Here is a 15,561-nt window from a genome sequence, read left to right as displayed (position 1 = left end):
CTGACAATCAGTCTAACTGCTTCATTTTCCCTCATTTTCCTCTTCGAATTCGGCGGCGAGGCCCGCCAGCCGCCGAGCCAGGAATTCCGAAAATGCCGCCGATTTGACGGTGATGCGAAAGGTTTTTCCCGAGCGGCTCACCGAAGCAAGCGTCCCGCCGCCTTGCGTCCGAAGCGTCTGCTCGACCCGCTGCGGCGAGCCCTTCTCCTCCAGTGCCTTCCAGATGACATCAAAGCGGCTATTGCTCTCCAGTGTTGGGAAAGCAGCGGCAGCGATTGCCGCCTGCGCCTTCTTCCGCCCGCCCGCCTCCTTGAATTTATCGGCAAAGGCCAACCAGCGGGGGCGTCCTACCTTCGGCGCCGGTCCGATGGCAAGAATGATCTCCGCATCGATCGTCTGCGCCACCTGCAGCAGCCGTGACGTTTCCGGTTTATCCGTCGCCAGCGCCTGAGCAATCATGTCGCGACTGAAGCCATGTTCATCCATGCGTCGCGCAAACAACGCCCGTTCGATGAAGCTCAAGTCGACACGCGGGCCGTTCTCCTGACCCTGCGCGAGAATCAGCTGTTCATCCGTGAGCTTGCGCACCACGGCCTTGACGGGAACACCTATCTCCGCGGCTGCACGCAAGCGCCGGTGGCCATAGGCGGCCTGGTAATACCCAGCCTTTATCGGGTCCGGACGCACAAGAATCGGAACCTGCTGTCCGCTTTCCCGAATCGACTGCTTCAATCGCTCGAACTCAGGATCCTTGTCGACCGGGATGCGGTCGCGGATAAATGACATTTCGACGACAGCCGGATCAATCTCCAGCACTTTGTCGCCAGAGGCGAGGGACTCACGCAAGGCCTTGGCGGCCGCGGCTTCCTCACCCAGCCGGCCAAGCGACAGGTTCATCGCCTTGACCGCGCCCGATGGCCGATGCGGCGGCGGCGCGCTTGGCGCCTCCGGTCGTGCCGGCTCGACGGCGCCGACCATGCTCTTCAGGATATCGCGACCTTTGGGGCTCATGTCCTGCTCCATGCACTGCGGATGAGTTGCTCGACCTCGGCATTGACGCTGTCGACGGATTCGACGCCGCGGTCATAGGTCTGGCGATGCATCGTCTCGCGGCCCGCCTCGTAGATCGTCTGCTTGGACAGGCCTGCATCCGAAACCGCCGTTGACTTCACCATCATCGAGGTCAATACGCGCTCGCCGAACAAACTGCGCAGGAAGGCGACAATCTGCGCCTGCGGACCGTCATTGGACTCATAACGGGTGATCAGGTAGCGCATCCAGTCATATTCGAGATTGCCGCCTGCCTGCTTGACGACGGCCAGAAGATCGGAGGTCATCGTCAGGAACTGGTTCATCGACGCCACGTCGAGCATCTGTGGATGCACGGTGATCAGCACGGCAGTCGCAGCGCAGAGAGCAGACAGCGTCAGAAAGCCGAGGGTAGGGGGGCAATCGATGATGACGACCTCGTAGCTCTGTTCCAGCGAATGCAATGCATTGCCGACCCGCATGAAGAACATGTCCTTGTCGTCGCGATTGCTGTCGGCCAGCGCCTTCGGGGTATCATGCTCGAACTCGTGCAGTTCGAGATTACCCGGAATGAGATCGAGGCCGGGGAAATAGGTCTGGCGGACGATGTCGGCCACGTCGCGGCGCGTCTCGTCATATTTGATAGCGCCGTAGAGTGTCTCGTTTTCACCGACATCGAACTCCGGCTGATATCCGAGCATCGCCGACATCGACGCCTGCGGGTCGAGGTCGACGGCGAGCACACGATAGCCGCGCAGTGCGAGGAACTGCGCCAGATGGATTGACGTTGTCGTCTTGCCGGATCCGCCTTTAAAATTGGTAACGGCGATAACCTGGAGATGGTCGCCCGGCCGGCGCGTCGGCAGATAGGAGGGTTTGGTGCGCCCCAGATGCTGGCGCATCGCATGGATTTCTTCGAGCGAGAAGACGCGGCGGCCGGCCGCCGTCTTTTCGGGATTGATGCTTTCCATCTGGGCCGTGAGGTGGCGAACATAGCTGTCGGTGACGCCGAGCAGCTTGGCGGCCTCGGTGCTGCTGAACCGTCGCAGCGATTTGCGGGCATCGGGCGAAAATAACCGCTCGAACAGAACCTGGAGCTGGCTGCTGAGCATCGTCGAGTCCTGCGCAATCGTTTCGTCGATCGAGACTTGACTCGCTCTTCTGGCTTTCTCAACAATCGCGGCCTTGGTCGGCATTCACGCAAATCCTGATAAATCGGGCAATTTTGCGCAAATGATCGTGAGTCTGGCGATTCCGTCAAGCGATTTCTTGGTTAGCCAATATATAACAAACCGAATTCCTCGAAAAAATTACGTGGAATTCCGGAATCTTAGCGCGATTGTCAGCTGACAATGGTGGCGACACCGCATCGGCCGAAGCCACCGACCTATCGCCAGGACTACTCGACCGACGTCGAGGCCTTCGCCGACTCAGTGGAGTAACCGCCGCCGCTTGGTACAGACCGGATCAGGCAGATGGCGTTCTTATTTATAGGCAGACGGACGGCAAAGGCTCTCGACCTCCAACCCGCGGACGGGCTCGACGTGGGAAGCCTTGCAATTTGCATCTTGGGATTCCGGATCGCGGCGTGACGAGGCAAGGCCGAGCATTTGTTCGAGACGGCCTGCATTGATCGGAGCGCTTATTCCCTTGAAGTTCATCTTATATCTTTCGTCTGCATATGAGCTTGCGTGACGTGGAGATAAGCGCAATTTGAATGCGCGGAGAACCGCCCGCCGATGTTATCACCATCTTTTGCAGTTGTGGCAGAAAAGGGCAGGGGCTAAACTAGGCATTACTCCCGAGATACGCTTGCGACAACGACGATGCGCGGCATGCTCGACAGACGCGCCGAACCGGGTTCTATTCGGGCCATACGCATTGCCAAGAGTCGCGACTTGCGTCCGCGATTGAGTTGCGCCGCCGCTGCTGGGCGCGGCAGTGTGATGCCTGCACGACATCTACTACGAGTGAGCCAGCCGAATGTCGGCGCGATGAACCAATCAACCGAGTTCGCAGGCAGCTGCAGATAGGAACAGCTGGCGTGACGGACATTAAGCGCAATGGATGTGAGGTTTGCCCTGCGCTATGCGAATCACATCGGCACGGCTATCATCGGGTTCAAGGCCGCACGGGACCTGTCTCTGCGGAAACCGGCACTCTTCCTAGCGGAACTTATGCGGGCCTTTGCTTCCGTCTACCAAATTCTTCGTTGTTTACCTGTTATTTACCATAAGGAGACGCGGCGTCGGCCGATGGTTGTGCGGGGGGTGACATGATCATTGCTTTGCCGAAAGCTTCCCCGTCGTGGCAGGGTTATCGCGCTTTCAATCCCTCGCGATTGGTAAAATGCGCATTGCCCAATCCCGTGCCGATGGTCAGCACCGCCCATCTCGACACGTCCTCCATGAAAGGGATCTGCGACAAGCCCTGCACGACGGCGTCATTGTGCATCATCACGAAGGTGCTGTGATCGGCGATCGAGGGAATGGCCTTCATCAGTGCTGCGGGAAGGTTGAAGTTGTCGCTTTCCCAATTGCCGCCTGGCAGGTTCTGTCCACCGCGTTCGATCGAGCCGTCTGCCTTGATGATGCCGGGACAGCCGATGCCGATGATCGGAGCCGGCTTCAGATTGGCCTTTTCTGCCTTGTCAATCAATTCCTGTAGCATCGCCGCCATTCTTTCCACCGTCGCACTGCGGCTCGGTTCGTCGTCGGCGTGGCGCCAGATGGTCGATTCCCAGACGCCCGCATCTGCAAAATGGGGGCTTTTTTCCTTTCCGAACTCAACGACGCCGGCACGGACATTCGTGCCGCCGATATCGACGGCGAGCATCGCTTTGTAACCCTTGAACATCCAGGGCGGCATGAGGTGGACGGAGCCGATCAGTCCCGCCTCGTCGGGATGGTGGACGATTGGGGTGACCTCGATATTGATGCCCGCCGCCTTGAGAAGAACCATGGTCCTGGCGATTGCCAGCTCCCCGAAGCGGCTTTGCCTGAAGCCGCCGCCGACGACGATGCGCTCCGTCTTGAACCAGCGCTCGTCCTTGAGGAACTTGCCGATGACTTCGGCAAAGTCCTTCGCGAAGTCCTCCACCGCCCCCAGGACCAGTGCGGCGGCCTCCATATCGTCCCCTTTCAGCAGAGACTCGATCTTTTTCTTGGAAAGCTTTGCTGTCGCAACCTTGCCGATCGGGTCATCTCCGAATTTGCGGACGTGTTTTCTCCAATCGTCGAGCTTCTGCTGGAAGGTCTTCTTGTTGGCGTTGTCGCCAACAAAGCCGTTCTTGTCACGCAGTTCATTGTTGTAGTCGTCGATCGTCACCAGCGGCAATACAGTCGCGCCATGCGCCAACGGCGCGGTGATCTCCTCGCTATTCTTGGAGCTGCTTCTGGCCATCAATTTACCTTTACGGCACGAGTGCTTGAACGGGCGGCGAGATTAAACGCTGACCCGCCTTTGGATGTTCCCGTGCCGGCCACGTCATCTTGTCCTTGCCGGCGGGCGACCTAGCTTCAATGATTCAGAGTTTGGAGAATGCCGTGCAGGACGACACCACTACGCAGGAAATGCTTTCATTGGTGCTGGGGGAACCGGAGCACTGGGCGATGTTTCTCGACATCGACGGAACGCTGCTCAATCTTGCGCCTACGCCGGACGCAATTGAGGTCCCAGAGGACCTGCCCGGACACCTTCATCGCCTTTCGAACAAGCTCGGCGGCGCCTTGGCACTGGTCACTGGGCGCTCGCTTGCCTATGCAGACGAGCTGTTCAAACCCTTTGCATTTCCAACCGCAGGCCTGCACGGCGCCGAGATCAGGAGCGCCGCCGGGATGCATACCGTCGAGCCGACGCCCGAGTTCCAGGCGCTGAAACATGCATTGACCGCCGAAGCCGAACACTATCCGGGAGTTCTGATAGAGGATAAAGGCGCCGCCGTTGCCGCGCACTACCGACTGGCGCCCGAATATGAAAAAGTGCTCGAGGAGCGCATGCATCACTATGCCGAGCTGGCCGGGCCGAACTGGGCGTTGCAGCTCGGTAAAAGGGTGTTCGAGCTGCGACCGGCACGGTCGAGCAAGGGCGACGCGCTGGAACGCTTTTTCCAGTCCGATCCCTTCAAGAACCGCGTTCCCATCACCATCGGCGATGATTTGACGGACGAGTCGATGTTTGCGATCGCCAATGCGCGCGGCGGGGTTTCCATTCGCGTCGGGGCCATCGGCGCCCCGAGCTGCGCCACGGGCCGGCTGTCTTCGGCTGCGCTGGTCAGAAATGTGATTGCCGCGCTGGCCGCCTGAGATCAGTCTCGGACGATCCCAAAGGCAGATTGCCATCGTCTTTGCGCCGCCTGCGTAGCGCCAATCATCAAAAAAGTATCGGTTTTGGCCTGGAATCGTGGTGGCGGGCATGAAGCGAGCCCACTACACTCGCCATAATAATAAAGCCAAAAGGGAATTTGGCAGGCGGAGATAGAACCGCCCCTGGGAGGAGGAAACGATGGAACCTGACTTGGAAGTCGTTCAGATCAGACCGGGCGAATCCTTCGCAGCGAAGGCGCATGGCTATCCCTATCACACCGTTCGCTGGCATTTTCATCCGGAATATGAACTGCATCTCGTCGTGGCGACAACAGGACGCTTTTTCGTCGGCGATTTCATCGGCGAGTTCGAACCGGGCAATCTGGTGCTGGCTGGCCCCAATCTTCCTCACAACTGGATCAGCGACGTCCCGAAGGGATCGAGCATTCCGCTTCGATGCCAGCTCATCCAGTTCAGCGAGAATTTTATCAGCGACACAATGAAAGTGCTGCCCGAGCTCGGTCCCTTCGAGCCGGTCCTCGAAGCATCCCGCCGGGGCGTGCTCTTCGGCACTGAGACCAGCGGGGAGGTGGCGCCGCTAATGAACGAGGTGCAGCAGGCTCAGGGCGTACGCCGTATCGAGCTCTTCATGATGATCGTCGGGCTGCTCAGCCGGGCGCAGGACGCCCAGCTTCTCGCAAGCCCCAGCTATCTGCCCGATCCCTCGGGCTATATGTCGGCCGGCATCAACAAGGCGCTCGCTTATATCAGAGAAAATCTGACGAAATCCTTCGACGAAACCGATCTCGCTGCGATCGCCGGACAGTCCACAGGCGCCTTCTCACGCGCTTTCCGCCGCCATACCGGCATGTCGCTCGTGCAATATGTGAAACGCCTACGCATCAATCTCGCCTGCCAGATCCTGATGAGCGACGACCATGCGTCGATCACAGACATCTGCTTCGAGGTCGGCTTCAACAATCTGTCCAACTTCAACCGCCAGTTTCTCGCGGAAAAAGGCATGACGCCGTCCCGCTTCCGGCGATTGTTGGGCGACAATATCAACGTGGCGAAGGCGGCATAAGGTCCGTCGAAGACGGCAATAGGGAGGACAAGGAGGAGGAACAAAACTGACGCAGGCTTGAACGTGAGCGCGCGAGGAGCGGCTCGCGAGAGGAGACGCTTGTCCTCAGAAACAGCAAACCGCCGGGGCAGGCACGCCGCTCGTTCAGCCGAACGGCACAGCAGATCACTGCAATCACCGACTACACGATTTTTTCCAATGGGAGGAGATGGAAATGACGAAATTTTCGACGAAAGCGGCAGGCGCCGCGGCACTTATGTTGTCCTTGCTCGGGGGAACTTCCGCCTTTGCACAAAGCGCGGTTGCGGATGCGACCGTCGCGTTCCTCATGCCCGACCAAGGCTCGACCCGTTATGAAGAGCACGACCATCCGGGCTTCGTCGCCGAGATGAAGAAGCTTTGCGCGTCGTGCAAGGTCATCTATCAGAATGCCGATGCCGATATTGCCAAACAGCAGCAACAATTCAATTCGGCCATCACCCAGGGTGCCAAGGTTATCGTGCTGGATCCGGTGGATTCGGCGGCGGCCGCATCTCTTGTCCAGCTCGCCCAAAGCCAGGGCGTCAAGGTCATTGCCTATGACCGCCCGATTCCGACCGGCAAGGCCGATTTCTATGTCTCCTTCGACAACAAGGCGATCGGCAAGGCGATTGCGGAATCGCTCGTCAAGCATCTGAAGGCGAAGAACGTGCCAACGGACAGCGGCGGTATTCTGCAGATCAACGGTTCGCCGACCGATGCTGCTGCCGGCCTGATCAAGGACGGCATTCACGAGGGTCTGGCGAGCGGTGGATACAAGACGCTTGCTGAATTCGATACGCCGAACTGGCAGCCGGCGAATGCGCAGCAATGGGCCGCCGGACAGATCACCCGCTTCGGCAAGCAGATCGTCGGCGTCGTCGCTGCTAATGACGGCACCGGCGGTGGTGCCATCGCAGCCTTCAAGGCCGCCGGTGTCGATCCCGTGCCGCCGGTGACCGGCAACGACGCGACGATCGCGGCGCTGCAGCTCATCATATCAGGGGATCAGTACAACACGATCTCCAAGCCGAGCGAAATCGTCGCCGCCGCCGCAGCCGACGTCGCCGTAAAGCTCCTGGCAGGCGAAACGATCAAGGCCGAGATGACGCTCTACGACACGCCGGCGCAGCTTTTCGTGCCGGCCGTCGTCACTGCCGAGAATTTGAAGGCCGAGATCATCGACAAGAAGATCAACACTGCCGAAGAGCTCTGCACCGGCCGTTACGCCGAGGGCTGCAAGAAGCTCGGCATCATCAAGTAAATCCAACGGAAGCGCGTCCGACATCGGCCGCGCTTCCTTTTCGCTTTTCCGAAAGATCAGGCGATGTCTGAAATCTCACATCAATTTGATCCCCGCCAGCCCGTCCTCAGCCTGCGTGGGATTTCGAAGAATTTCGGAGCGGTGTCGGCGCTGACCGATATCGAGCTTGACGTGCACGCCGGCGAAGTCGTGGCGCTTGTGGGCGACAATGGCGCCGGCAAATCAACGCTGGTCAAGATTCTGGCGGGCGTCCACCAGCCGACCGCGGGCACCATCCTGTTCGAGGGAAAACAGGCAGATCTGTCGAGCCCAAGCGCTGCGCTCAATCTCGGCATTGCGACCGTCTTTCAGGATTTGGCTCTTTGTGAGAATCTCGACGTCGTCGCCAATATCTTTCTCGGCAAGGAGCTCAATCCCATCCAGCTCGACGAGGTCGCGATGGAGATCCGCGCCTGGAAGCTGCTGAACGAACTTTCCGCGCGGATCCCAAGCGTGCGCGAGCCCGTCGCCTCGCTTTCCGGGGGCCAGCGTCAGACCGTGGCGATCGCCCGGTCGCTGTTGCTCGAACCGAAACTAATCATGCTCGACGAACCCACCGCCGCACTCGGCGTTGCTCAGACGGCCGAGGTGCTGGATCTGATCGAGCGCGTGCGCGAGCGCGGCCTCGGCGTTATCATGATCAGCCATAACATGGAGGATGTGCGGGCTGTAGCCGACCGTATCGTCGTGCTCCGGCTCGGGCGAAACAACGGCACCTTCATGCCCGACGCATCGAACGAAGAGCTCGTCAGCGCGATTACCGGCGCATCCAACAACTCCGTCTCCCGCCGCGCTATGCGTCGCAAGGCGCAAAGCCAAGAGAACGAGGAGGGCAGGGCATGATGAAGACCATTGAGAACGAACCGGCAGCACCTGTTCTCCTCGATCGGCGTGACGAAAGAGTACGCCATGACGATAGCCTTGCCGGTTGGGTCCGCGCCTTCTGGGATCGTATCCGCTCCGGTGACCTCGGCTCGCTGCCTGTCATCATCGGCTTGGTGATCATCTGGACGGTGTTCCAGGCGCTCAATCCGGTGTTTCTCTCCAGCGCCAACCTCGTCAACATGCTATTCGATTGTTCGACGGTCGGCGTCATCTCGCTCGGCATCGTCTGCATCCTGATGGTCGGCGAAATCGATCTGTCCGTCGGTTCAGTCAGCGGCTTCGCCTCGGCGCTGGTCGGCGTCTTCTGGATCAACCAGGGCTGGCCGGTGGTACTGGCCATACTTGCCGCAATGGCGGTCGGCGCCTTGATCGGATCACTTTACTCCTTCCTCTTCAACCGCTTCGGCATGCCGAGCTTCGTCTCTACCCTGTCGGGACTGCTCGCCGTTCTCGGGCTGCAGCTCTATATTCTCGGAGCGACCGGCTCGATCAATCTGACCTATGGCTCGTGGCTCGTGAATTTCGGGCAGATAATGGTCATGCCGGATCCGGTCTCCTATACGCTCATTGCGCTTGCCGGCATTGCGTATTTTTTCTCCAGCTACCGCACCGCGGCGCGGCGGCGGGCCGCCGGGCTGTCGTCGAAATCCGTCAGCGGACTGCTTCTGCGCGCCGTCGTGATCACTGTTGCCCTGGAAGCGGTAGCCTTCTATCTCAACCAGTCGCGCGGAATTCCCTGGATGTTCGGCCTTTTCGTCGGCCTCGTCGCGGCTATGAATTATGCGCTGACCCGCACGAAATGGGGGCGCTCCATGCATGCCGTCGGCGGCAACAGGGAGGCGGCCCGCCGCTCCGGCATCAATGTGCCGCGTATCTATGCCAGCGCCTTCGTCATGTGCGCCCTGCTGGCCGCGACCGGCGGCGTGCTCTCGGCGGCGCGATTGGCGACGGCCAGTCAGCAGGCCGGCACCGGCGACGTCAATCTCAACGCCATCGCTGCGGCGGTCATCGGCGGCACCAGCCTGTTCGGCGGACGCGGCAGTGCCTACTCGGCCCTTCTCGGCATCATCGTCATTCAGTCGATCGCGAGCGGTCTGACGCTCCTCGATCTGTCGTCATCGCTTCGTTACATGATCACGGGGGCCGTTCTTGCCGTAGCCGTCATCGTGGACTCGCTGGCACGCCGATCGCGTATTTCGCACGGCCGGGCCTAATCAACAGGAAAGCAGAGGAAGAAAATGGGACAGGATCTGTCTGGAAAAGTCGCGGCTGTTACCGGGGCCGCGTCGGGTATTGGCCTGGAGTGCGCCAGGACCATGCTTGCATCAGGCGCGCGGGTCGCGCTGATCGACCGCAACGAAGAAGCATTGAGAGATGTCTGCTCGAAGCTCGGCGAACAGGCTATTCCCCTGGTCATCGATCTTCTGGACCCTAAAAGCGTGGGGCAAATGATGCCTGCTATCCTGGAGAAAGCGGGCCAGCTGGACATTTTCCACGCCAATGCCGGCTCCTACATCGGCGGCGAAGTGCTTGACGGCGACCCCGACGCCTGGGATCGCATGCTCAACCTGAACATCAACGCCGCCTTCCGTTCGGTGCACGCCGTCCTGCCGCATATGGTCGAACGCAAGACCGGCGATGTCATTCTGACGAGTTCGGTCGCCGGGATGATCCCGGTGGTATGGGAGCCGATCTATACGGCTTCCAAACATGCGGTCCAGGCCTTCGTCCATACCCTCAGGCGACAGGTCGCCAAGCACGGCTTGCGGGTCGGCGCCGTAGCACCCGGCCCTGTCGTGACCGCCCTTCTCAGCGATTGGCCGCAGGAAAAGCTCGACGAGGCACTCGCCGCCGGTGGCTTGATGGAGCCCAAAGAAGTGGCCGAAGCGGTGCTCTTCATGCTCACGCGCCCACGCAACGTCACCATCCGTGACCTCGTCATTCTACCGCAGAGCACCGACATCTGAGCGATGCGCCGGCCCCCTAGTAGCCAGAGAAAGGAAACGGCCATGATCTTCGACAGATTTCGCCTGGACGGACAGGTGGCGCTGGTGACCGGCGGCACGCGCGGCATCGGCCTGGCGATCGCCGAAGCACTGGGAGAGGCGGGCGCCAAAATCTTCATCAGCGGAAGAAACCGCAACGCGGCGGCGGACGAGCGGCTGGCCAAAGCCGGGGTCGATTGCGATTTCGTCGCCGCCGACATGATGAAAGATAATGCCGCCGATGCGCTCGTCACTGAGACCCTCTCACGGGCGGGTCGGCTCGATATCCTCGTCAACAATGCCGGTATCGCCATTCATGGCGACAGTGGGGAATTCTCCGATGCCATCTGGCGCGAGATCATGACCGTCAATGTCGATGCCGTCTTCCGCGCCTGCCGCGCAGCACTTGCACCGATGCGGCGCCAGGGCGGCGGCGTTATCCTCAATATCGGCTCGATCTCCGGCATCATATCCAACATTCCGCAGAACCAGGTCGCCTACAACGCCTCCAAAGCGGCGGTCCACATGATGACGAAGAGCCTGGCAAGCGAGGTCGCCGCCGAGAACATCCGCGTCAATGCCATTGCGCCCGGCTATATCGAGACCGATATGTCGCGCGGCGGCATCGCCAATCCCGACTGGTTCCCGACCTGGCGCAGCATGACGCCGATGGACCGTGTCGGGCAGCCGGAGGAGGTGGCGGGTGCAGCCTTGTTCCTCTGCTCGGCCGCGGCAAGCTATGTCACCGGCGAAGTGCTGGTCATCGATGGTGGCTATACAACACGATAATGGACGGAGATCGGATAGGGGAGGGGCCGCAGCTGCTTGGTCGGCGAACCACAATTGCTCATGGTCAGCCCATGCTCACGCCAAGCAATCGAGCATCCACTGAACACCAAAGCGATCGGTGAACTTGCCGTAGTAACTCCCCCACGGCTGCACGGCGAGGGGTGTCGTTATCTCACCGCCTTCGGCCAGCCGGGCGAAAAGCCTGTCAGTCCTGTCATGGTCGTCCATGATCAGCATATGGGCGGAGCCGCGCATCGGCTCGGCATCATGATTGTCCGAGGCGAAAAACATGATGCCAGGTCCTTCGAAGCGAGCATGCATAACCTTGCCCCGCATGGTTTCACTGGCAATAGGCATTCCGTCTGCGCCGTGCCGCTTCAACTGCGTGACATGCCCGAGCCCGCATTCGGCATAAAAGCCGAGCGCCTCCTCGCAGCCGGAGGAAAAGAACAGATAGTTGGCAAGCTGCATCGCTTGGCTCCGTGGTGGTGCCGGACCGCGACTCATTGTTGTCGCCGGTCCGGTCTTGCATCAGGTCAGAGATTTCCGCGCATGGGCCGATCGTTACGAGGCGGTAGCCGCGCCCTGGATGGCGCCGACAAACTCGGCGTTGTTGTAGCTGCGGCCGGCGATACCCCAGGCCCCCTCAGGCGCATAGACGATATTGGACCATATATGCTCGCGCTTCAGCCGGCCCTCCGCGGCCCGTTCGACCACATCGGCCGCTTTTTCGAAGAAAGCCTGTTTTGCTTCAGCGCTCGCCAGTGCGATCTCGGGCAGCTTGAGTTCGATGAACGCAGCGGCAACTGGCGCTCCCCCGGCAAGCACATGTTCGCGCGGCAGCACGTTGATGGTGCCGACGATATTGGCGGTCATGAAAGCATTGCCGGTCAAATCGGCAACATCAAGCAACGCGTTAGTCAGTCCGGCAAAGACTTGCGCCTGTGCTTGCTGCGAAAGCATGCCTTGCGGCACGGTGAGTGTAATGGGCATCGCATATTTCCCTATTTTGGATCGTGACCGTTTCTGATATATACCGATCACTCTTTATGCATACACACTGATCACTCTCTTAGCAAGGTATAAAGAGTGATCACTCCGAATGAGGGTATTCCATGCGTTACAGTGCCGAACACAAGCAAGAGACCCGAATGCGAGTCATCGCGGCGGCCGGGCAGATTTTCAGAAAGGAAGGCTATGGCGGTGCCGGTATTGATGCGTTGACCAAGGCAGCGGGCGTGACCAACGGCGCATTCTACGGACACTTCAAGTCAAAGGGCGAAGCCTTTCGCACAGCCGTGCTGGCGGGCCTCGAAGAACTGCGGCAGGGAATTGCGGCGCTGAAAGCCAATCAACCGAAAGACTGGCTGACGACATTCGTCGGCTACTATCTCGGCTATAAAAGGACCTGCGAGTTGGATGAGAGCTGCGCTCTGCCGAGCCTTTCCCCCGACGTGATGCGCGCGGACGATGAAACGCGAAACGCCTATACGGAAGAGATCAAACGCCTCGTCGAGGAAGTCGCCGCCGGCCTGCAAGAGGGTGCGATACAGGGCCAATCCGACCCGCGGCGCGAGGATCGGGCGATCCTGCTGCTCGCCATGCTGAGCGGCGGCGTTACCTTGGCGCGCGCCGTCTCCGACCCAGCGCTGTCCGAACGCATCGCAGATGTCATCGCGCAGGCTGCGTTGACAGTGATGGAGCCTGGAAATTGATCCGCTCGCCTAGACGACGTCGCGCCGCTCAGATTGGCCTGCCGCAGGCGCTCTGATAGTCGGCAAGAACGCGATCGACCGCTGAAATCAGAATATTCTCGGGATCGCCGGCTTCGGCCGCAGAAAGCTGCGGCAGGAATTGGTGAAGCAGCGTTTCCGGAATGGTCTTGCCACGCAGCGCGCCGAGCAGCTTCTCGAAAGACCGGTCGGCCTCGGGCCTATTCCAATAGTAGCGGATGCGGTCGCTGTAGCTATAGTGCCGTTGCAAGCGCAGGGCGGTGGCGTCACCGTGATAATGGGCCTGCCAGTCGCCGGGCGCCGACAACATCACCGCCTCCATCGCGGCGGCGAGCGGCCTGTCGCCATAACCGGGCACCATTTCGGTGGCGATCAAATCAAGCGCATAGGCGGCCTCGCGCAACGCAAAGGTCAGGCCGGGGCCGACCTTCAGGATCGGAAAGCCGTCCTGCACCAGGCGCCTCAGCGCATCGCGCGTCTGATAATCCGTGGAATGAGCTTCGAAGACGAATTGCGGTTCCTCGTCGAGAAGTGCGGTCAATTCAGTCGCAAGTTCGGGCCTGTAGCCGATTACGTTCTCGCTGCCGAATTCGACGCCCGGCTGGACGACGAAAGCGATGACGCGGGAAAAGGCGTCTTCCAATCCCGCCTGCGAAAAGATCTCGCGATGAATGGCGATCGTCGCCCGGGCAGCCTCCGGCGTGGTCGGCTGGAGTTCTTCGAGGGCATGGTCGGCGCCGCCCGGCACCGGAACCTCGGTGCCGAGAATATAAAGCGGCAGCGGCCCGCCGATCGCCTTCGCGGTCCTTTCGCTCACCTGCGCCAGTCGGGCGGCGCGCTCGGCGATGGTCCGGTCGTCGAGCGCGGCCGGCTCGCCGGCACAGCCCATCGATGCATCGAGATGGATCTTGCCGAACCCGGCTCGGACGTAAGCTTCAACCATCGCCTCGGCCTTATCGAGTGCGGCCTCCGGCTTTTCCTTGCGCCACGGATTGGGACCTAGGTGATCACCCCCGAAGATCATCTGCGAACGGTCGAGCCCTTCCTCGGTAGCAATGCGCTCGGCAAAGCCGATGAAGCCTTCCGGCGTCATGCCGGTATAGCCGCCGAGATGGTTGACCTGATTGCAGGTCGCCTCGATCAGGACCGGCCGGCCGTCGCGCACCGCCCGCCGGATGGCGGCCTTGAGGACGAGGGGATGGGCGGAGCAGACGGAGGTAATGCCGAAGGGGGTGCCTTCGCGCCGCGCAGTTGCAAGACGGGTCAAAATCCGGTCCATCGTCTATCTCCTCGGGGTCTCAGCGATGAAGGCCGTCAGTTCGGCAAGGGTGGAAACGCCTTCCATCGGGCCCAGCCGGGTCACATTGCGGGCGCCGGCTGCATTGGCATGGAGGAGGGCTGCCTCCGGGGTCATGCCCTTACGGCGACAGGTGAGGTAGGCAGCGCCGAAGCAATCCCCGGCGCCGGTCGGATCGATCTCGTCGACCGCAAAAGCGGCGCAATCAACGCGCGCGAGATCGCGGCCGAAGAAGGACGCGCCCTGTTCGCCCCGTTTGAGGACGATTTCACCGATACCGCTTTCCAGCAACTTTGCGACAGCCCCGGCCTCGTCAGTTACTCCAGCGGCGGTGAAAAGCTCGTCGCCTGATGGCAGCAACAGATCGGCTGCGGCCAGCACCTTGTCGAAACTTTCCAGGACGCCATGATCCGTCAGCAGCTCCTTACGGAGATTGGGATCCAGAGACACCGATCCGCCGCGGGCGCGCACCGTCTCGATAGCGTCGAGAATCACCTCGCGGGCGCCGGGAATGGAAAGAGCCGTTCCCATGACGTGCACATGGCCGGCGCGCTCGACGAGCGCCTCGGCCGCAGGCGTCAGAGCGATCTGACCGGCAGCGGACCTGGCGATATTGAAGACGAAATCGCGGGCCCCGTCGGATCGATAGCGGACGAATGCGCTGCCGGTCGGCCAGTCCTCTTTAACGGCGACGGCAGAGACGTCGACGCCGTCCCGTCGCAGGCGTTCGATGTTCAGCCGACCGAAATCATCCTTGCCGACGCTGGCGATGATGCCGCTGGCACCGCCCATGCGCGCGACCTGATCGATGAAAATGGCCGGCGCGCCACTCGGATAGGGCCCGGTTAGCGATTGCGGCTCGAGGAAGCCGGCGCCGACCGTGGCCGCCATGATCTCCACCAGAATTTCGCCAATTGTGATCGTCGGTCCGAGCGCCTCTGGCGCAAGTGCCTTGGGACGTGACGGCATCTGCAATCTCCTTCATGCGGGCCGATCAATGCCTGCGCTTCCGCGCCATCCCGCCCTATCGCGCCGTTCCATAGTTCGTCAAGAATTAGTTTACGTACGGCAATATTTGTGCTGCACCGCAGAAACTTATTTTTGATTCCAGCGCATTGCAAAATGACGCAACGC

The 15,561-nt window shown here is 60.6% G+C and carries 15 protein-coding genes; 8 read left to right on the top strand and 7 right to left on the bottom strand.

Going from position 1 to position 15,561, the window contains the following annotated elements:
- Nucleotides 1-21 precede the first annotated feature (21 nt).
- From repB to NXC14_RS25390, 3 genes are all read right to left on the bottom strand, one after another.
- Nucleotides 22-1,011 carry a plasmid partitioning protein RepB gene (gene repB, locus NXC14_RS25405; RefSeq protein ID WP_085780797.1) on the bottom strand — a complete coding sequence of 330 codons (990 nt, stop codon included), beginning with the start codon at nucleotides 1,009-1,011 and terminating at the stop codon, nucleotides 22-24.
- Nucleotides 1,008-2,225, bottom strand: coding sequence for a plasmid partitioning protein RepA (gene repA / locus NXC14_RS25400; RefSeq protein WP_085780796.1), 1,218 nt, complete (start codon nucleotides 2,223-2,225; stop codon nucleotides 1,008-1,010). The genes repB and repA overlap by 4 nt, the downstream gene beginning before the upstream one ends.
- Before the next feature lie 1,120 nt (nucleotides 2,226-3,345).
- A complete protein-coding gene (locus NXC14_RS25390) occupies nucleotides 3,346-4,431 on the bottom strand; it encodes an ROK family protein (RefSeq protein WP_085780794.1) in 1,086 nt (361 codons plus the stop codon).
- 122 nt (nucleotides 4,432-4,553) lie between these two features.
- Between NXC14_RS25390 and otsB the strand changes: the two genes are divergently transcribed.
- From otsB to NXC14_RS25355, 7 genes are all read left to right on the top strand, one after another.
- Nucleotides 4,554-5,333 carry a trehalose-phosphatase gene (otsB, locus tag NXC14_RS25385; protein WP_183699894.1) on the top strand — a complete coding sequence of 260 codons (780 nt, stop codon included), beginning with the start codon at nucleotides 4,554-4,556 and terminating at the stop codon, nucleotides 5,331-5,333.
- A gap of 199 nt (nucleotides 5,334-5,532) precedes the next feature.
- Nucleotides 5,533-6,417 (top strand): AraC family transcriptional regulator, encoded by an 885-nt coding sequence (locus tag NXC14_RS25380; RefSeq protein ID WP_085780792.1) that lies wholly within the window; start codon nucleotides 5,533-5,535, stop codon nucleotides 6,415-6,417.
- A 208-nt stretch (nucleotides 6,418-6,625) separates the two neighbouring features.
- The gene (locus NXC14_RS25375; protein ID WP_157131503.1) at nucleotides 6,626-7,699 is read left to right on the top strand and encodes a sugar ABC transporter substrate-binding protein; all 1,074 of its coding nucleotides are present in this window, start codon (nucleotides 6,626-6,628) and stop codon (nucleotides 7,697-7,699) included.
- A gap of 63 nt (nucleotides 7,700-7,762) precedes the next feature.
- The gene (locus NXC14_RS25370) at nucleotides 7,763-8,581 is read left to right on the top strand and encodes an ATP-binding cassette domain-containing protein (protein ID WP_085780791.1); all 819 of its coding nucleotides are present in this window, start codon (nucleotides 7,763-7,765) and stop codon (nucleotides 8,579-8,581) included.
- A complete protein-coding gene (locus tag NXC14_RS25365; RefSeq protein WP_085780790.1) occupies nucleotides 8,578-9,837 on the top strand; it encodes an ABC transporter permease in 1,260 nt (419 codons plus the stop codon). Before NXC14_RS25370 ends, NXC14_RS25365 begins: the two co-directional genes overlap by 4 nt.
- A gap of 24 nt (nucleotides 9,838-9,861) precedes the next feature.
- Entirely contained in the window at nucleotides 9,862-10,590 is a 729-nt protein-coding gene (locus NXC14_RS25360; RefSeq protein ID WP_085780789.1) for an SDR family oxidoreductase, read from the top strand.
- Nucleotides 10,591-10,632: 42 nt separating this feature from the next.
- On the top strand, nucleotides 10,633-11,397 hold the full coding sequence (locus NXC14_RS25355; RefSeq protein ID WP_085780788.1) for an SDR family NAD(P)-dependent oxidoreductase: 765 nt from the start codon (nucleotides 10,633-10,635) through the stop codon (nucleotides 11,395-11,397).
- Nucleotides 11,398-11,472: 75 nt separating this feature from the next.
- Here NXC14_RS25355 and NXC14_RS25350 read toward each other — a convergent pair whose 3' ends face one another.
- Both NXC14_RS25350 and NXC14_RS25345 read right to left on the bottom strand, forming a co-directional pair.
- The gene (locus NXC14_RS25350; RefSeq protein ID WP_085780787.1) at nucleotides 11,473-11,868 is read right to left on the bottom strand and encodes a VOC family protein; all 396 of its coding nucleotides are present in this window, start codon (nucleotides 11,866-11,868) and stop codon (nucleotides 11,473-11,475) included.
- Between the two features lie 93 nt (nucleotides 11,869-11,961).
- Entirely contained in the window at nucleotides 11,962-12,390 is a 429-nt protein-coding gene (locus NXC14_RS25345) for a Tautomerase enzyme (RefSeq protein ID WP_085780786.1), read from the bottom strand.
- A gap of 122 nt (nucleotides 12,391-12,512) precedes the next feature.
- On the opposite strand from NXC14_RS25345, the gene NXC14_RS25340 reads away from it, so the two are divergent.
- A complete protein-coding gene (locus NXC14_RS25340) occupies nucleotides 12,513-13,112 on the top strand; it encodes a TetR/AcrR family transcriptional regulator (RefSeq protein WP_085780785.1) in 600 nt (199 codons plus the stop codon).
- A 28-nt stretch (nucleotides 13,113-13,140) separates the two neighbouring features.
- Here the strand turns inward: NXC14_RS25340 and NXC14_RS25335 are convergent, their stop codons facing one another.
- Together NXC14_RS25335 and NXC14_RS25330 are read right to left on the bottom strand one after the other, a co-directional pair.
- On the bottom strand, nucleotides 13,141-14,409 hold the full coding sequence (locus NXC14_RS25335) for a D-tagatose-bisphosphate aldolase, class II, non-catalytic subunit (RefSeq protein ID WP_085780784.1): 1,269 nt from the start codon (nucleotides 14,407-14,409) through the stop codon (nucleotides 13,141-13,143).
- 3 nt (nucleotides 14,410-14,412) lie between these two features.
- Nucleotides 14,413-15,396, bottom strand: a complete 984-nt coding sequence (locus NXC14_RS25330; protein ID WP_085780783.1) for a sugar kinase — start codon at nucleotides 15,394-15,396, stop codon at nucleotides 14,413-14,415.
- Between the last annotated feature and the right edge of the window lie 165 nt (nucleotides 15,397-15,561).

Source organism: Rhizobium sp. NXC14 (genome assembly GCF_002117485.1).
Lineage (GTDB): Bacteria > Pseudomonadota > Alphaproteobacteria > Rhizobiales > Rhizobiaceae > Rhizobium.
The sequence above is the reverse complement of the archived record's forward strand: the minus strand, read 5'-3'. Positions and strand labels throughout refer to the sequence as shown.

What these genes read in the sequence shown, in the direction of transcription:
- repB (WP_085780797.1), bottom strand. Translation starts at nt 1,011, where the DNA reads ATGAGCCCCAAAGGTCGCGATATCCTGAAGAGCATGGTCGGCGCCGTC.
- repA (WP_085780796.1), bottom strand. Translation starts at nt 2,225, where the DNA reads ATGCCGACCAAGGCCGCGATTGTTGAGAAAGCCAGAAGAGCGAGTCAA.
- NXC14_RS25390 (WP_085780794.1), bottom strand. Translation starts at nt 4,431, where the DNA reads ATGGCCAGAAGCAGCTCCAAGAATAGCGAGGAGATCACCGCGCCGTTG.
- NXC14_RS25380 (WP_085780792.1), top strand. Translation starts at nt 5,533, where the DNA reads ATGGAACCTGACTTGGAAGTCGTTCAGATCAGACCGGGCGAATCCTTC.
- NXC14_RS25375 (WP_157131503.1), top strand. Translation starts at nt 6,626, where the DNA reads ATGGAAATGACGAAATTTTCGACGAAAGCGGCAGGCGCCGCGGCACTT.
- NXC14_RS25370 (WP_085780791.1), top strand. Translation starts at nt 7,763, where the DNA reads ATGTCTGAAATCTCACATCAATTTGATCCCCGCCAGCCCGTCCTCAGC.
- NXC14_RS25365 (WP_085780790.1), top strand. Translation starts at nt 8,578, where the DNA reads ATGATGAAGACCATTGAGAACGAACCGGCAGCACCTGTTCTCCTCGAT.
- NXC14_RS25360 (WP_085780789.1), top strand. Translation starts at nt 9,862, where the DNA reads ATGGGACAGGATCTGTCTGGAAAAGTCGCGGCTGTTACCGGGGCCGCG.
- NXC14_RS25355 (WP_085780788.1), top strand. Translation starts at nt 10,633, where the DNA reads ATGATCTTCGACAGATTTCGCCTGGACGGACAGGTGGCGCTGGTGACC.
- NXC14_RS25350 (WP_085780787.1), bottom strand. Translation starts at nt 11,868, where the DNA reads ATGCAGCTTGCCAACTATCTGTTCTTTTCCTCCGGCTGCGAGGAGGCG.
- NXC14_RS25345 (WP_085780786.1), bottom strand. Translation starts at nt 12,390, where the DNA reads ATGCCCATTACACTCACCGTGCCGCAAGGCATGCTTTCGCAGCAAGCA.
- NXC14_RS25340 (WP_085780785.1), top strand. Translation starts at nt 12,513, where the DNA reads ATGCGTTACAGTGCCGAACACAAGCAAGAGACCCGAATGCGAGTCATC.
- NXC14_RS25335 (WP_085780784.1), bottom strand. Translation starts at nt 14,409, where the DNA reads ATGGACCGGATTTTGACCCGTCTTGCAACTGCGCGGCGCGAAGGCACC.
- NXC14_RS25330 (WP_085780783.1), bottom strand. Translation starts at nt 15,396, where the DNA reads ATGCCGTCACGTCCCAAGGCACTTGCGCCAGAGGCGCTCGGACCGACG.